11 protein-coding genes and 3 pseudogenes are annotated in these 14,904 nt (G+C 67.5%); 10 read left to right on the top strand and 4 right to left on the bottom strand.

Going from position 1 to position 14,904, the window contains the following annotated elements:
• Positions 1-38 precede the first annotated feature (38 nt).
• The 6 genes from QO011_RS40130 to QO011_RS40105 are packed head-to-tail and all read left to right on the top strand — an operon-like array spanning position 39 to position 7,604.
• On the top strand, positions 39-488 hold the full coding sequence (locus QO011_RS40130) for a hypothetical protein (protein WP_307285630.1): 450 nt from the start codon (positions 39-41) through the stop codon (positions 486-488).
• A complete protein-coding gene (locus tag QO011_RS40125) occupies positions 488-1,126 on the top strand; it encodes a phage connector family protein (protein ID WP_307285627.1) in 639 nt (212 codons plus the stop codon). Before QO011_RS40130 ends, QO011_RS40125 begins: the two co-directional genes overlap by 1 nt.
• Entirely contained in the window at positions 1,123-3,834 is a 2,712-nt protein-coding gene (locus QO011_RS40120) for a phage tail protein (protein WP_307285624.1), read from the top strand. The genes QO011_RS40125 and QO011_RS40120 overlap by 4 nt, the downstream gene beginning before the upstream one ends.
• A complete protein-coding gene (locus QO011_RS40115) occupies positions 3,821-4,213 on the top strand; it encodes a hypothetical protein (RefSeq protein ID WP_307285622.1) in 393 nt (130 codons plus the stop codon). Before QO011_RS40120 ends, QO011_RS40115 begins: the two co-directional genes overlap by 14 nt.
• On the top strand, positions 4,213-4,806 hold the full coding sequence (locus QO011_RS40110) for a hypothetical protein (RefSeq protein ID WP_307285619.1): 594 nt from the start codon (positions 4,213-4,215) through the stop codon (positions 4,804-4,806). The genes QO011_RS40115 and QO011_RS40110 overlap by 1 nt, the downstream gene beginning before the upstream one ends.
• Complete coding sequence (locus tag QO011_RS40105) at positions 4,806-7,604, top strand: transglycosylase SLT domain-containing protein (protein WP_307285616.1); 2,799 nt, start codon at positions 4,806-4,808, stop codon at positions 7,602-7,604. The genes QO011_RS40110 and QO011_RS40105 overlap by 1 nt, the downstream gene beginning before the upstream one ends.
• 94 nt (positions 7,605-7,698) lie before the next feature.
• On the opposite strand, the gene QO011_RS40100 is transcribed toward QO011_RS40105, so the two are convergent.
• Entirely contained in the window at positions 7,699-7,950 is a 252-nt protein-coding gene (locus tag QO011_RS40100) for a hypothetical protein (RefSeq protein ID WP_307285614.1), read from the bottom strand.
• A gap of 134 nt (positions 7,951-8,084) precedes the next feature.
• Here QO011_RS40100 and QO011_RS40095 point away from each other — a divergent pair, with 134 nt between their 5' ends.
• Genes QO011_RS40095 through QO011_RS40085 form a run of 3 tightly spaced genes read left to right on the top strand, consistent with a single transcriptional unit; the run spans position 8,085 to position 11,457 of the window.
• Positions 8,085-8,435 (top strand): hypothetical protein, encoded by a 351-nt coding sequence (locus QO011_RS40095; RefSeq protein WP_307285612.1) that lies wholly within the window; start codon positions 8,085-8,087, stop codon positions 8,433-8,435.
• A 2-nt stretch (positions 8,436-8,437) separates the two neighbouring features.
• Positions 8,438-10,576: a hypothetical protein gene (locus tag QO011_RS40090; RefSeq protein ID WP_307285609.1), complete on the top strand. Its 2,139-nt coding sequence runs from the start codon at positions 8,438-8,440 to the stop codon at positions 10,574-10,576.
• Between the two features lie 2 nt (positions 10,577-10,578).
• Positions 10,579-11,457, top strand: coding sequence for a hypothetical protein (locus tag QO011_RS40085; RefSeq protein WP_307285606.1), 879 nt, complete (start codon positions 10,579-10,581; stop codon positions 11,455-11,457).
• Between the two features lie 80 nt (positions 11,458-11,537).
• Here QO011_RS40085 and QO011_RS40080 read toward each other — a convergent pair.
• A pseudogene (locus tag QO011_RS40080) lies at positions 11,538-11,957 on the bottom strand (transposase); the annotation flags it as partial.
• A 65-nt stretch (positions 11,958-12,022) separates the two neighbouring features.
• Between QO011_RS40080 and QO011_RS40075 the strand changes: the two are divergent.
• Entirely contained in the window at positions 12,023-13,048 is a 1,026-nt protein-coding gene (locus tag QO011_RS40075) for an IS110 family RNA-guided transposase (protein WP_307285601.1), read from the top strand.
• Positions 13,049-13,308: 260 nt separating this feature from the next.
• Here the strand turns inward: QO011_RS40075 and QO011_RS40070 are convergent.
• Both QO011_RS40070 and QO011_RS42635 read right to left on the bottom strand, forming a co-directional pair.
• Positions 13,309-13,868 (bottom strand): annotated as a pseudogene (locus QO011_RS40070) (helix-turn-helix domain-containing protein); the annotation flags it as partial.
• A 270-nt stretch (positions 13,869-14,138) separates the two neighbouring features.
• Positions 14,139-14,366: pseudogene (locus tag QO011_RS42635) on the bottom strand (IS701 family transposase); the annotation flags it as partial.
• Positions 14,367-14,904: the final 538 nt, after the last annotated feature.

Genomic DNA, 14,904 nt, shown 5'->3' with positions numbered 1-14,904 from the left:
AAGGCGGCTTCGCGCCGCATCACCCGAAGGATCAGACGATGACCGAACGCTACGCCCTGCCGGGCGACGTGCAGCTGCGCGAGCACGCCTATGTCACGCGCGTCTATCTCGCCAGGACCGACGAGGGCGAGGACCTGGAGACCGTGCTGCAGCCCGGCTTCTGGGTGCAGTGCGCCAAGCCCTTCCGCATCCGCGACGTGCTCGAGATCATCGCCGACGACGGCTCCTTCGAATGGCACGGCCGCGTCGTCCGCAAGGGCGAGGGCGAGGTGCATTTCCGCGAGCTGTTCCGCTGGTGCCGCGATGCGGCTACCGAGGCCGAGCCGTCGCCGCAGGGCGAGTATCGGATCGCCTGGAACGGGCCGGCCCACAAGTTCCGCGTGCTCTCGCCCGGCGGCAGGGTGCTGAAGATCGGCCTGGCCGACAAGGCCGAGGCCCAGGACTGGCTGCGCCGCTATCTCGACGGCGAGATCCGGGACGCCGCCTGATGCCGGACCAGGTGCTCGTCATCAACGATGCGCTGGCGCTGATCGCCGAGCGCGAGATCACGGCCGCCGAGCTCTCCGGCGGCCTGACCGAGCCGGCACGCGTCATGGCGAGCGCCTGGCCGGCCGCGGTCGACACCTGCCTCAGCCTGGCGCCCTGGCGCTTCGCCTCCCGGCTGGCGAGCCTGACCTGTCTCGGCTCGCTGCCCGACGACGACCCGGCCGCCTATGCGGCGCCGGGCTTCTCGCGCGCCTATGCGATTCCCGCCGACCACCTGCGCACCAACTGGCTGCGCGACCGGCCGGACCCGTCCGCGCTGCCGATCGACTTCCTGCTGCAGGACGGGTTCTGGCACAGCAACAGCGAGATGCTGGTCGTCTCCTATGTCTCGCACCAGTACCGCCCGCCCGAGACCTGGCCGCCGCTTTTCGCCCGGCTCGTCGCCGCCCATCTCGCCAGGCAGCGCGGACCGCGTCTGCGTCCGGCGGCCGACAGCAACGAGCTGCGGCTCTCCTTCGATGTGGCGCTCGACCAGGCCCGCACCGCCGACGCGAGCGAGACACCCTTCGCCTGGCACGCTCCGGGCCGGCTGGTGCGCGCCCGCCAGGGCTTTTCCCGCGAGAACGGAGGACGCTGGTGAGCCGCGGCAACTTCCCCGTCTACAGCTTCAACGGCGGCCAGGTCTCGCCGCTGGCGCTCGGCCGCATCGACCTGCCGCGCCTTGCCGTCTGCGGCGAGACGGTGCGCAACTGGCTGCTTTCCACCCTCGGCTGGATGGGCCTGCGGCCGGGCACGGACTATCTCGGCACGACCCGGAACAACCTCGCCGCCCGGCTGATCCCGTTCGTCGGTACCGCGGCGCAGTGCTCGCTGCTCGAGCTCACCGACCGCACGATCCGCATCTGGAACGACGGCGCCCTGGTCATGCGCAGCGCGGTCGACACCACCATCGCCAACGGCAGCTTCGCCGGCCTGACCGGCTGGACCGCCGGCGCGGTTTCGGGCGGCTCGGTCACCGCCTCCGGCTCCGGCACCGCGCGCATCGCCGGCAACGGCATCTCGCGCTCGACCCTGACCCAGGCCATCACCGTGCCGCCCGCCTCCGCCGGCACCGAGCACGGCCTGACCATCGTCGTGCCCTATGGGCCGGTGCTCATGCGCATCGGCACCTCGGCCGGCGACGACGACCTGGTCACCGAGACCTCGCTCGGCACCGGCAGCCACAAGCTCGCCGTGACGCTCACGGGCACGGTGTACCTGCAGTTCGCCGCGCCGGACATCTACCGCCGCGAGGTCGGGCCGGTCTCGTTCGATGCCGTCGGCGTGGTGGAGCTGCCGGCGCCCTGGGCGGCGGCCGATATCCGGAAGGTGCGCCTGTCCCAGCAGGGCGACGTGCTGTTCGCCGCCTGCCGCGGCTACCCCCAGCAGCGCATCGAGAGCCGCGGCCGCCGCTCCTGGTCGGTGGCCGACTATCGCTCGATCAAGGGCCCGTTCCTGACGCAGCCGGCCAATCCGGCGACGATCCGGCCCTCGGGCAAGACCGGCGGCATCACGCTCACCGCCAGTCGCGCCCTGTTCAAGCCCGGCCATGTCGGCGCCATCTGGGAACTCATCCATACCGGCCAGGACGTGGCGGCGACCGTCTCCGGCGACGACCAGTGGACTGATCCGATCCGTGTCTCCGGGGCCCGCGGGGTCGCTGCGGATGACAATTCCAAAGGCAATGGGCAGCGCACCTTCAAGGTGCTGTTCAACAATGCCGGATTCGTCGGAACGATCCGCATCCAGCGCGCCTTCGGCAACCCGGAGGGCTGGTTCAACTATTCCATCGCCGGCAACGCCGTCACGACAGTCACCAACGGCGCCGAGATCACCGACACCAACGACAATGCCATCGTCTACTACCGCATCGGCGTCGCCGCCGGCGAATACACCAGCGGCTCGGCCACGGTGGAGCTGCAATATCCCAACGGCTCGACCGTCGGCGTGGTGCGCGTCACCGGCTACACCGACAATGCGCATGTCGGCGCCGAGGTCGTCTCGCCGCTCGGCGACACCGTGGCCACCTCGAACTGGCGCGAAGGCATCTGGTCCGCCTTCCGCGGCTTCCCGCGCGACGTCGCCTTCCAGGACGGCCGGCTCTGGTGGCTCGGCTCGAACTACCTCTACGGCTCGGTATCGGACGCCTTCGACAATTACGACGACGGCACGACGGGCGATGCCGCGCCGGTGATCCGCTCGATCGCAACCGGCCCGGCCGATGGCAATCTCTGGATCCTGCGCCTGTTCAACCTCGTGGTCGGCTCGGCCGTTGCGCTCAACGTGATCCGCTCCTCGGCCATCGACGAGCCGATCACCCCGACCGCCTTCTCGGCCCGCGAGTTCGAGCAGGTCGGCGGCGCCGAGGTCGCGCCGGTCGCGATCGGGCCACGCGGGGTCTATGTCGGGCGCAGCGGCGTCGACCTGTTCGAGATCGCCCTCGGCGATAACGGCGACTATGCCGCCCAGACCCTGATGCGCATGGTGCCCGACATCGCCGAGGCCGGCATCGCCAAGATCTTCGTGCAGCGCCGGCCGGACCAGCGCATCCATGCCGTGCTCGCCGACGGCACGATGCTGGTGGCCACCTATAACCGCGACGAGAAGGTGATCGCCTTCGCGCTCTATCAGACCGACGGGGCGATCGAGGATGGCGAGGCTCTGCCGGGCACGACGCAGGATGACGTGTATCTCTGCGTGCTGCGCACGCTGAACGGCACGCCGACGCGCTGCATCGAACGCCAGAGCTCCGAGAGCGACACCCGCGGCGGCGCCGTGAATCGCCTGGCCGACTGCGGCCGGCTCGTGGTCAACCCCAGCCCCGCCGCGACGATATCAGGCGCCGACGCCTTCAACGGCCGCGGCATCGTCGCCTGGGCCGACGGCAAGGGCTATCAGGACCTTGCCGTCGCCGGCGGCAGCTTCACCCTGCCGGTGGCCGCGACGACGGTCTGGTACGGCCTGCCCTACACGGCGACCTTCCTCTCCACCAAGCTCGCCTACGCCGCGGACGCCGGCACGGCCCTGCTGCAGAGGAAGCGGGTCGACCACCTCGGCCTGCTGCTCGGCAACACGGCGCGAGCCGGGCTGCGCTTCGGGCCCGCGCTCGACAGGCTCGACCCGCTGCCGCTGATGGTGCGGGGCCGGGAGGTCGACCCGGCCTCCGTCGAGGGCGAGATCGACGACGCCGCCGTGTCCTTCGACGGCAGCTGGTCGACCGACAGCCGCTTCGCCCTGGAGGCGCAGGCACCCTGGCCCTGTACCGTCAAGGCCGCGGTGATCGGCGTGGCAACACATGATTCCCGTTGAGCTCCGGCTCAGCCGGCAGACCGACATCTACCGGTTCGGGCCGGTGAAGGCGACGGCGCCGCTGCGCTTCTACGGGCTCACGGCCTGGGCCGGGCGGCGCTGCGTCGGCATGGGCGGCGTGGCGAAGACGCTCGACGACGGGCGCCACTGGGGATTCGTGCTGCGGGCGCCCGACTATCATGATGCGCTCGGCCGCGGGCTGCACCGCAAGGCACTGCGCTTCCTGGCGGGGTTGAAGCGGAACAGGGTGGCGGCGCTGTACGCCACAGTGAGCGAGGACGTGCCGCGCGCCGCCGAATGGATGGCGCGCCTCGGCTTCCAGCCGACGGACGAGATCGCGCCCGACGGCAAGCAGGTCCATGTGAAGAGGCTGTTCTGATGCACGCACTGGCAGGTTACGATGCACCCTATTCGCTGGCCGGCAGGGGCGCGGTGTTCGATCCCGGCATCTTCGCCGCCCTGAGCGTGGCGGGCAGCCTGGTCTCCGCCGGCGGCTCGATCCTCTCTGGCAACGCCCAGGCCGAGAACGCCAAGTTCCAGGCCCAGCAGCTCAACATGAAGGCGACAGAGGAGCGCGCCGCCGCCTCGCGCGAGGCCGCCGACCAGGCCAGGAAGCAGACGCTGGTGACCTCGCGCCAGCAGGCGCTCGCGGCGGCGGGCGGCGGCTCGGCCACCGACCCGAGCATCCTCGACCTGATGGGCGATACCGCGGCGCAGGGCTACGTCCAGCGCGGCACGACGGTCGGCCTCGGCGAGAACCGCGCCCGCGGCTACGAGGACGCCGCTGCCGTGCAGCGCCTGAACGCGCGCAACGCCAGGATGGCGGGCTTCATCGATGCGGGCTCCAGCCTGCTCTCGGCCCCGATGGCAGCCTACAAGGCCTATGGCTCGGCGATACCGTCCGCGTCCAAGTCGCCCTATGGGGAGGACGAATTGACCATGCGCGATGCCCGCAGGCGGAGGTCCCTCTGATGCCCCGCCTGCCCGACTCCACCGATCTCGGCCCGGCAGCACAGAGCTATCTCAGCGGGCGCCCGATCGCGCCCGGTCCGGCCGACGCTGTCGGGCCGGCCGTGCGCAAGCTCGGCACCGCCGTCACCGAGTTCGCCGGCGACCTGGCACAGCAGCGCCGGACCGAGCAGGCCCTCGACACGGCCACCGCCTGGGAGCAGTTCCAAAACGGCTGGCGGGAGCAGGCGCGTCAAGCGCAGGACGGAATGCAGCCGGGCGGAGGCGGCGCCACGGCCGACTTGCGCAACCGATATCGCGCTGCGGTCAACACCTTCGACCAGACCGTGCCCGCCCCCCTCAAGCCGCACTATCGCAGCGCCTACTATGCCCTGGACGGCGAATTGACGGGACAGCTCGGAGCAGCCGAGGCCATTGAGAGCCAGCGCCATGCCGGCGCGCTGGCCCGTCAACGCGCCGACAACGTCCTTGGGAGACTGGCGCAGACTCCCGACGACGCCGCCGCCTGGAGGAGAAGCTATGAGCAGGAGCGGACGCTGATCGCGAACGATCGCCGCCTGACGCCGATCCAGAAGGACGCTCTCCTCGCCGATCTGCCCGGCACATGGGCCTCGTCGCATCTCGGCGCGATCGCCGGCAACCGGACCCTCGTCGACGCGATCTTTGCTCCGCCCAGGCCGGCAGACCGGGTCTGGCAGAGGATGCTCGCGGCCGAGAACGCATCCCGCGACCCGGCAGCGCGGTCACGGGCCGGCGCGCTCGGCCTTGCCCAGGTCGAGCCGGCCACTGCCCGAGAGGTGGCACGGGACATGGGCCTGGCGGACGTCGCGGCCATGTCCGACGCGGAGCTGCACAGGTTCTTCGCCACGCCCGAAGGCACGCAGGTCAACCTGCGCATCGGCCGTGCCTATTTCGACAGGATGATGGACCGGTTCGGCGATGTCGATGCCGCGGTCGTCGCCTATAATGGCGGCCCCTCGCGGGCGGCGGCGTGGCTGAATGCCGGCAAGGATCCGCGCGTGCTGCCAGCCGAGACGCGCGCCTATCTGGACAAGGTGCGCGACGGGCAGACACCCGGCGCCGTCCCCCTGGTGAGCCAAGTCGTCACGGCGGTCGCCAACGACCTGCCTCCAGAGCCGGTGGCGGACCGAAGGGCCGAGACGGTGGTCACCGGCGCGGACGGCGCCGACATGGCGCCCGACGGAGCCAAGCCGCCGCTCGCCCGGCGGCTCGGGCAGACCGACGCCCCTGCCGCAGCGTCCGACGCCAACACGACAGCGAAGCGGTTCGTCGCACAGCAATGGCCCGACCTGCCGCCTCACGCCCAGCAGAGCCTTGCGGCAACGCTTGTCGCGGCCAACGACCGCAACAGCCAGGAGAAGCGCGCCTCGCTCGAGCAGACGATCCAGGATGCGACCGCGAGCATTCGGAGCGACGGCAGCTATGCCGGCCCGATGCCGAGCCGCGAGGATTTCCTCGGGGCCTTCGGCTCACAGGAGGGACAGCGCCGGTACGACGGCTTCGTCAGCGCCGTGGACACCGGCCGCGCCATCCATCGCTTCCGGACCCAGAGCGAGGCGGAGCTCAGAGCCCAGCTGGAGGCCGCGAAACCGCCGGCAGGCAAGAGCACCAGTCAAGCCCAGGCCCGCTACGAGACCCTCACTGCCGCAGCGACTGAGACGCTTTCGGCGCGGGCCGCCGACCCCGCCGGCTATGCCCGGCAAGTCTTCCCCTATGTGCGTCTGGCCTGGGAAGCGGCGCAACAATCGCCCGAGGCCTATACGGCGGCGCTCTGGGCCAGCGCTCTGGCCCAGGCCCAGCTCGGCATCGCGCCGGACAAGCAGAGGCTGCTGCCCCTCGACATGGCCCGCGCCGCCGCGACGCAGATCAAGGACGGCACGCTGCCGCCGGCGCAGCGGCTGGAGGCGATGGCACGGCTCGTCCAGGCCATGCCGGCCAAGGAGCAGCAGCAAGCGATCCTGCGCCAGCTCACCGAGGCCGGCATGCCGCGGATTGCGGGGCGCGCCCTCGACGCGCTCGGGCGAGGCGATCGCGACGGCGCGACGCTCCTGCTCGCCGCGGCGACGCTGGACCCGGGGCAGCTGCCGGCGATGACCGAATTTGTCTTCGCCGGAAGCAATACACTCAGTGGCGACAGATACACGGAACAACCAGTCTCGGATGGCGCCATCGATCAAGCCATCCAATCCCGGCTGTCGGTCTCCTGGGACATAGCAAGCACGCTGTACGGCCGAACCTACAACGACCCCGACGATCCGCGGAGGTACGATATCGCCCCCTATGCGTCCGATCGAGTGCTGCTACGGAATGCGACCAAGATTCTGCTTTCCCGCGGCGGGGTTGCTCTACTGAGCGCTACCGACAAAGCCATCCGATCGCTCTACGGCAGCTTGACTGCAATCAAATCCGATCACATCAATGCCGCCGTGCCAGAATCCACCGACCCGATGCGGCTCGTCGACGGCCTGGACATGGAGAAGGACATCCTGCTGAAACAAGCCGGCCGCCGCGGACTGGTACCGGAAGAGCTCCAGCGCCTGCGTGAGCGCGGCATTTGGCGCAACAACGGCGACGGGCTTTCCCTCTACGATCCCGACCACAGCCGGTTTGTCCCCGGGGAGGGCGGAACGCCCCTGATCGTCCCGCTCGAGACCGCCTACGCGCTGGCGGAGGGGGCTGTCTCCGACCCCGCGCGAGAGGGCGAGCCGGCACGTCCGATGACGAACCGGGACTATCGCGTGAAGGGAGCACAGAAAGACTACGAGAAGGCTTCGAAATAACGTCAGCAGGCCCCGACGACGGCACGGCCTCTCCGGCGCCTCCGCGAGATCCTCATCGACGTCCAGCACCGCCCCATCCGCGGGACCGGACTGTTCAAACATGATCGCCGATCAATCCGTCGAGCGCGCCGTCCCGTTGTCCGGCTGCAGCGAGCACACCCGCTTCGTCGACATCGACCCGCAAAGAACCTGTCGGCCCATCCCCGTAGACGACCTGACGGCGGGCCCGAAGGCAAGGGCCCGGGTTGAAGCCGATCCGGGCCAGCCAGTCGAGATCCACCGCGCCGACCACCGGGGCCACTGCCAATCGCGTGCCGGCGCAATCCTGCTGCACGAGGACCGGCACGCCACTGCGAGCCACGGCGGCCGATGAAGTGGGACCGCGTGACCGTGCGGTGCGGTTCCGGCGACTCGTGGATCGCTGACCTTCTTCTCTCACCTCCGCAAGCCGCCTCCGCAGCCTTTTCTTTGGGAGCCGCCATGGCTGGTCCATCCACGATCACACTGTTCCGCTCGGACGACGCGACGATCAACATCAGCATCCAAGCCAAGCAGGCTGCCCGGATCGCCGACGCCGACCTGACAGGCGTCCGGGTGCGCCTCAAGATGCGCGCCTATCCCGACACAGGCACGCCAGTGCTCGACATCACCACCACCACGCCGGCCAGCGCCTGCACCCTCGTCATCGTCACGAACGGGCTGTGCCGCCTTACCATCCCGCGCGCGTTCTGGGCCGAAGAGCCAGGCCGCCGCTTCTCGATCGAGTGCTTCCTCGAAACCCCGTCGACTGTCCAGCGCGTCGGCGAAGTCCTCATCGACGTGACGGAGTGACCATGCAAGAGGCCGAGATCACCTTCGTCCTGACCGGACCGGACCCGCTGCTGTTCCCGCTGTGGCGGGACTTGGAGTTTGGGGGGCATCGGGGTGTCAACGCGGCGCCCGGCCACGCTGCGACGGATTTGGCCACGGTCCAGCAAGTCCAAGACGTCGTCGCGGCTGCCGGCAACATGCCGCCACCGGTGCCGGGCGATACCGGACATGTGCTGAAAGTACCGACATCATTGGTGCCACGTTGGGACACAATCGGCTCCGCGGACATCGCTGATACTTCCAGCTTTTCTCGCGCCCTCGTGACTGCACCGGCCAAGCCTGAGGCTCGATCGCTGCTTGACATCTCCTTGGTCGACAACACCCGGGACAGCGACAAGCCGATCTCGACGGCGCAAGCGGCCGTTAACTCGGGCTTGAGCGAGCGCTTGAACAATCTCGAAGATGCCCGAACCGCAGGCCTCATCATCCTGGCGACCTATGCCGACCTGGCAGCGATCACGACGCTGCCGAACAATCAAGGCGCGCAAGTTCCAGAGAACGACCTCGGCACGCATGTTGATCCCGTGACTAGCGCGACTGTATCGAACGCCGGTAGCTATGCCTTCCATGCGGCAGCACCAATCGGCTGGAAGTGGCTCGGTCCGGTCTCAAGCCAAAGCACTGCGACGCTCTACGGCTCCGGCCCCTACGCGCACGAGATGACGGACGCCGGCAACAAAGTAGTGCTGGCGGCCGGGACGGACGGTCGCGTCTATGTGCCTGGTCCTGCTGGGCTACTGCCGCTGCCAGATCCCAGTCCGCTCGGCGCCGGCGGCTGGCCGAACGACCTAGAATCGATTGAACCTTACAACAGCGTGGTGACGGTCGCGTCGATCTATTCGCTGCCGGACGACTACGAGGACAAGGTCTTCCTCATTGTTGGTCTCGGACAATCACTGGAAGGCTCTGCGAATGACAACCCTGACGACGTCATTCTAACTCCCGATCCGATCGATCCGGGCTATGCGCTGGAACCAGCGGTCGGGAAAAAACCCGATGGTCAGGCGTTCGACGCATTCCGCGATGTCTACGAGTATCCAGGCACTGGCTATGACACGAACAAAGAGACGTGGGTCTCCTCGTGCCTCGGCGAGATTACCAGTCAGTGCCTGGCCCATATCGGCGTCAAGCCGCAGGTCGCGGCTTTCATCGCCTCCCGCGGCGGCCGCACCTGGGATCAGATCGGCCCTGGAAACTTTGTGCATTCGGTGTTTCGCAAGGGCTTGGCCAACTGCGTCGAAGCCGCCCGCAAGATCCGGAAGTCGATCGAGGTCATCGCCATCGACTACGGCCAGGGTGAGACCGATCGCAATGTCGGCATCCGTGGCGAGGTCTCTGTCGAGCATCGCCAGAACATGGCCCGGCGCGTCTTCGAGGACGTGCGCGCCATCACCGGCCAGAAGCGTGACCCAATCATTCTGCTACACCAGCCGGTCAATTCGGTCGGCACCGACGGCCTGATGCCGGGGCACATTCTGGCGCCGATCGAGTTAGACGCCGGACGTGACTTCTTCCTGATGCCGCCGATCTACGATCAGGAAACCTCATGGATCGAGGGCAGCGGCAACACTGGCGTCCATTTCGGGTCCCCGGGGTACAAGGGCTATGGACGAAAGAAAGGCCGGGCGATCTTCGAGGCTTATTTCGGCAAGGGCCGTCGGATCTCGACCCGCGTCATCTCGCATCGCTGGTACTCGCCGACACGGCTGGATCTCTATTTCCGCACGTTCACAGCGCCGCTGGTGGTCGATCTCACCGGCACGATCGAGAACGGTGGCGTCATCCCGCCAGCGTGGGGGCTCGCCGGCGTCCAATGCTTCGACGGCACCAACAGCCAGAAGGCCATCACCTCATTGATGCCCCGGCCTGACAATGATGTCGTGGGTGCGCCTGTCCGCATCCTCTCCGTCCAGTTTGCAGTTCGACCCGACGGCGACCTGCGCATCCATCTCGGGACGCGCAACGACGGCCTGGACGCGGCGACCGGCTCGAATTCCGGCCGGAGGACGGGCGCGCGCACCTGCATCCGCGACAGCAGCTCGCCGCCGCACTACGCCAACCTGCAGGTCGTGCGGGTCGGCATGGCACCGTTGGGGGCCTGAGCATGGCGACACAGATAAAGAGCCGGCGCACAATTGACGTCGCTAGCGTCCTGCCGTCCATCGCCTACTCGGATGCCGAGAACGCAATCGAGGCCATTCCTGGCCTGACGGCCTGGTTCGAGGCGACACACGGCGTGCATCGCAGGAATGGCTTCCGCTGGCGCGCCCGCAACCGTAACATCTGGGCGCAGGTGCACAACCTAATCCCGCCGCCAGTCCGGACAGCCGCGAATGGCCATCCGGCAATCTACACCGGCTATGGCGCCTATTCACTTGCCGATCCGACGCATGCGGAGATCTACGCGACGACAGAACGCGGCGGGTTGCGCACCGATCGAGCCGTCAAGCTGCTCGGCGCGACGGCTTTCACGACGTTCTCTGTCGTCAGGGTTCCCAAAAACAACGGTTCGGAGCCAGGTATCCCATCCGGCGGAACTGTCGGCGGCGTTGCGTGGGGGGCGGTCGGCCCAGCCAGCAACAACACGCCTAAGCTCACCCTTTCGAGTTCCACCGGGCGGGCGAACTTCGCTGCAGCGGGCGTTCTCATCTCCAATCCCGTGCCGGCCCTGGACTTGCGGGACAGCGCCATTCATCTACACCGCTGCGCCTACGACGGTTCGGCCGGGACGATCGCGCTCAACACCGATCGCGGGCGCTCCGTCGGGACTCAAACCGGAGCGGCAGCCTCCCTCGACCTCGCCTATGACGGCATCCAGAGCCCGACGATCGCTTGTTTGTTCAATTCCGTCACTGGCGCTTTGAGCCTGCCACTCTACGGACAAACGCAGGTCTTCATCGTCTTCAGCGCCATCCTGACTGCAGATCAAATCGCGCTCGTCGAAAACTATATCGCCGCGAAATACAGCATCACCCTCATCTGAGCAGGAGAAAGCCGTGTCCATGACTGTCAGCCCGATGAGCTTGGCCCATCTCCTCCGCCAGATGCTAGAGCAAAATCCGGTCACGTTGCATCGTATCCGGCAGCGGAGAAGTAGTTGGCACACTCGTCTGGTTTGAAGAGATCGACGAAGCGGCCGATTGCCTGCCACAGGCCGTCGACGGTGCGCTCGGCGGCCTTTCGCAGGAGCGCTTTGAGCTTGGCAAAGGCGTTCTCGATCGGGTTGAAGTCGGGCGAGTAGGGCGGCAGGTATCGGAGGGTGGCGCCGGCCGCCTGGATGAGGTGGTACACTCGCGGCCCCTTGTGGCTGGACAGGTTGTCCATGATGACGATGTCGCCGGACCTGAGTTCGGGGACGAGGACCTTTTCGACATAGGTCTCGAAGGCGCGCCGGTGGATCGGACCGGCGAGCACGAAGGGGGCGATCATACCGCGCGTCGTCAACCCCGCGACGAAGGTGGTGGTCTTCCGGTGATGGGGTAGACGCCCCCCCGATGCCATCGACGTGCCAAGGTGGTGGCGTTTCAGAGCCACCAAGGGAGGTGTCCATGACAGAGGTTAGCACCGTCGGCCTGGATCTGGCCAAGAACGTCTTCCAGGCGCATGGCGCGAATGCCAACGGCACTCCGGCTTTCCGCAGGAAGCTGCGGCGCGATCAGGTGCTGGCCTTCTTCGCTGGCCATCCTCTCCGTGTAGTCGCCATGGAAGCCTGCCCCGGCGCCCATTATTGGGGCCGCGAGATCGGTAAGCTCGGCCACGAGGTGAAGCTGATTGCGCCGGCCTACGTGAAGCCTTTCGTCAAGCGCCAAAAGAACGACGCGGCCGATGCCGAGGCAATCTGCGAGGCCGCGCAGCGCCCGACCATGCGTTTCGTAGCCGTGAAGAGCGAGACCAAACAGGCCTCTGCCATGATCTTTCGGACTCGTGATGTGCTGGTTGGCCAGCGCACACAGCTCATCAGCGCGATCCGCGGTCACCTTTCTGAGTATGGGTTGATTGCGCCACAAGGTCCCTTCCACGTCGGGCGGCTGATCGCGCAGATCGAGGATTCCGGCTCGGGCCTGCCGCCGGCCGCCCGCACCTGCCTCGCCGTGCTTGTCGGCGCGCTGCGCCACCTGCAGGAACAGACTGCCGCGCTTGATGCGGAGATTGCTGCACGGGCGAAGACCGATGACGTTGCTCGCCGGCTCATGACGGTGCCCGGGATCGGTCCATTGATCGCCACCGCCATCGAGGCGCTGGCGCCGCCGGTGGAGACGTTCCGCTCTGGCCGTGACTTTGCTGCCTGGGTCGGCCTGACGCCGGTGCAGCGTTCGACCGGCGGCAAGGAGCGTCTCGGCCGCACCTCGCGCATGGGAGAACGCACATTACGACGGCTTCTCATCATCGCCTCGAGCGCAGTTGTGCGCTGGGCCAAACGCAAAGGCGTGCCGGTCGGCTCGTGGCTCGGCCGGATGTTGGCGCGCAAGCCGCCGATGCTGGTGATTGTGGCGCTGGCCAACAAGAACGCGCGCATCGCCTGGGCATTGCTGACGAAGGGTGGAATCTACCGAACTCCGGCCGTCTCCGCGTAGGCGAGCGGACGCGAGGCTGTCGGAAGGCGTGAGGAGGTTGAAGGATAGGTATGGCGCAACGTCGGTGAGGCGGGGTCGGGAGAACCAGGCGCATGGTGAGCGCTTCGAGCGCGTTCCAGTGATGTGGTCCCGCCCCTCGTACTCCCATACGGGCCCGCGGCACATGAACCAGCCGCATCAGAGGTCGGACACATGGCAGCACCCGATCACGCGCCGCGCCTGTCCCAAGATTTCACTTGCGCCCAAGGGGGCGTCCACACATGCCCGTGCGGGATGGAGGCCCGCAGGCGCTGACCGCGGGGTGCCCGACCGCGCAGGCGAGCCATGTTGGTCGAGGCCCACGTCTCGCTGCTCCGCGCGGACCTTCGGTTCGTCGATGAAGACCAGCCGCTCCGGGTCCAGATCGAGTTGGCCCTCGAACCAGGCCTGGCGCCGCCTCAAGACGTCGGGACGCTCCTGTTCGGCCGCATGCGCCGTCTTTTTTCACGGTGATGCCGTGACGATCGAAGAAGCGCCACAGGCTTCTATACCCGACCGTGCCCCCCCTCGGCCAGGGCTATGCGCAGTTCCTGCAGAGTCATGTCCGGGGTCGCCTCGTAGAGCGACATGATCAACTCGCCGTGCGCCTCAATATGCCGCGAACGCTGATCCCCGCCCACCGGTCGGGGACGGGCGATGCCCTGTTCACGCTCCAGCGCCGCCAGCGGCTGACGCTTGCAGCACTGACCCCGAAGCGCTCTGCGGCCTGCCGGTGGCTCAGACCCGATGCCACTGCGGCAAGAACCCGGACACGAAGATCAAGCGAAAGCGCTGTCGGCATCTCTGCCGGCCTCCGCCCGGCAGAGAATCTGAATCACAATTCGCTCAGCTTGTGAATCCCAGTCCGATTCAAAAACTCGGATCAGGCTCTAGTACTACGGTTGTGCATACTTTTTGCGTTTATAGTGTCTGGTCGTTGCGGCGGCCTGATGACGTCTTCGCCATAACGACCATGCCATGACGAAGGGCGCTCGCGTTGGCGGCGCGATGAACAGCCGGGCGATGAGACAGCGGATTTCCGGCACGCTCGGCACGAGAGCGCCCATGCGGATCAGGCGGCGATTGTCGCGCCTGGACTCGTTTCATTCGGTTTGCTCCATGAGCTGCGGCGAAGATCGGCCGACAGCTTGGCGAGAAAGGCTAAGGCGGCCATGCACAGGCTCATGTGCCGATGCCATCCGTGCCAGGAGCGAGCTTCGCAGTGGTCCAGGCCCAAGTCGTCCTTGGCGCGCTCGAAGCACTACTCCGCCGCCCAGCGCAGCCCTGCGACAGCCGCCAAGTCGGCCAGCGTCGACCCCGGCGGAGCGAAGACCAGGTAGTAGGCCTTCTCGGCGGATTTGGAGCGTTTGCGGCGGACGAGCAACCAATGCTCGAAGCCCTGCTCCGACGTCCACGGGCGGCGAATGCGAGCCCAGTCGTAGAGCCTGGGGCCCTTGGCGCCTTCGCCAGCGGCGTGGCAGGCCCAGTCGCCCGGCGTCAGCTCATCAGCGAACTCCTCCGGGCAGGTCGCCTCGAACCCACGCGCGCCGCCGCGGCGCATCGAGTGTGCTCCGCGGACCGCCAGGACATAGGGCTGATGGCGCGTTTACAGCATGCGGCACAGACTGCTGTCGGCGCCATACGCCGCATCGCCCAAGACATAGGCGCACGGCACGCTCGCCTCCAACGCCGTCTCATACCAGCCCACTCAGGGAGTGACACAGGCCCATTTGCGGGCGCCGGTGGATCGGATTCGGTCTGGATCGTTGAGGAGGAATCGCCAGGCGGTCTGACAGGCGTCGAGGATATCGTCGTAGGTATCCCAGACGGTGGCGCAA

The sequence above is a fragment of the Labrys wisconsinensis genome (assembly GCF_030814995.1).
In the GTDB taxonomy this organism is placed as follows: Bacteria; Pseudomonadota; Alphaproteobacteria; order Rhizobiales; family Labraceae; genus Labrys; species Labrys wisconsinensis.
This window is presented reverse-complemented; position numbering and strand designations above follow the sequence as displayed.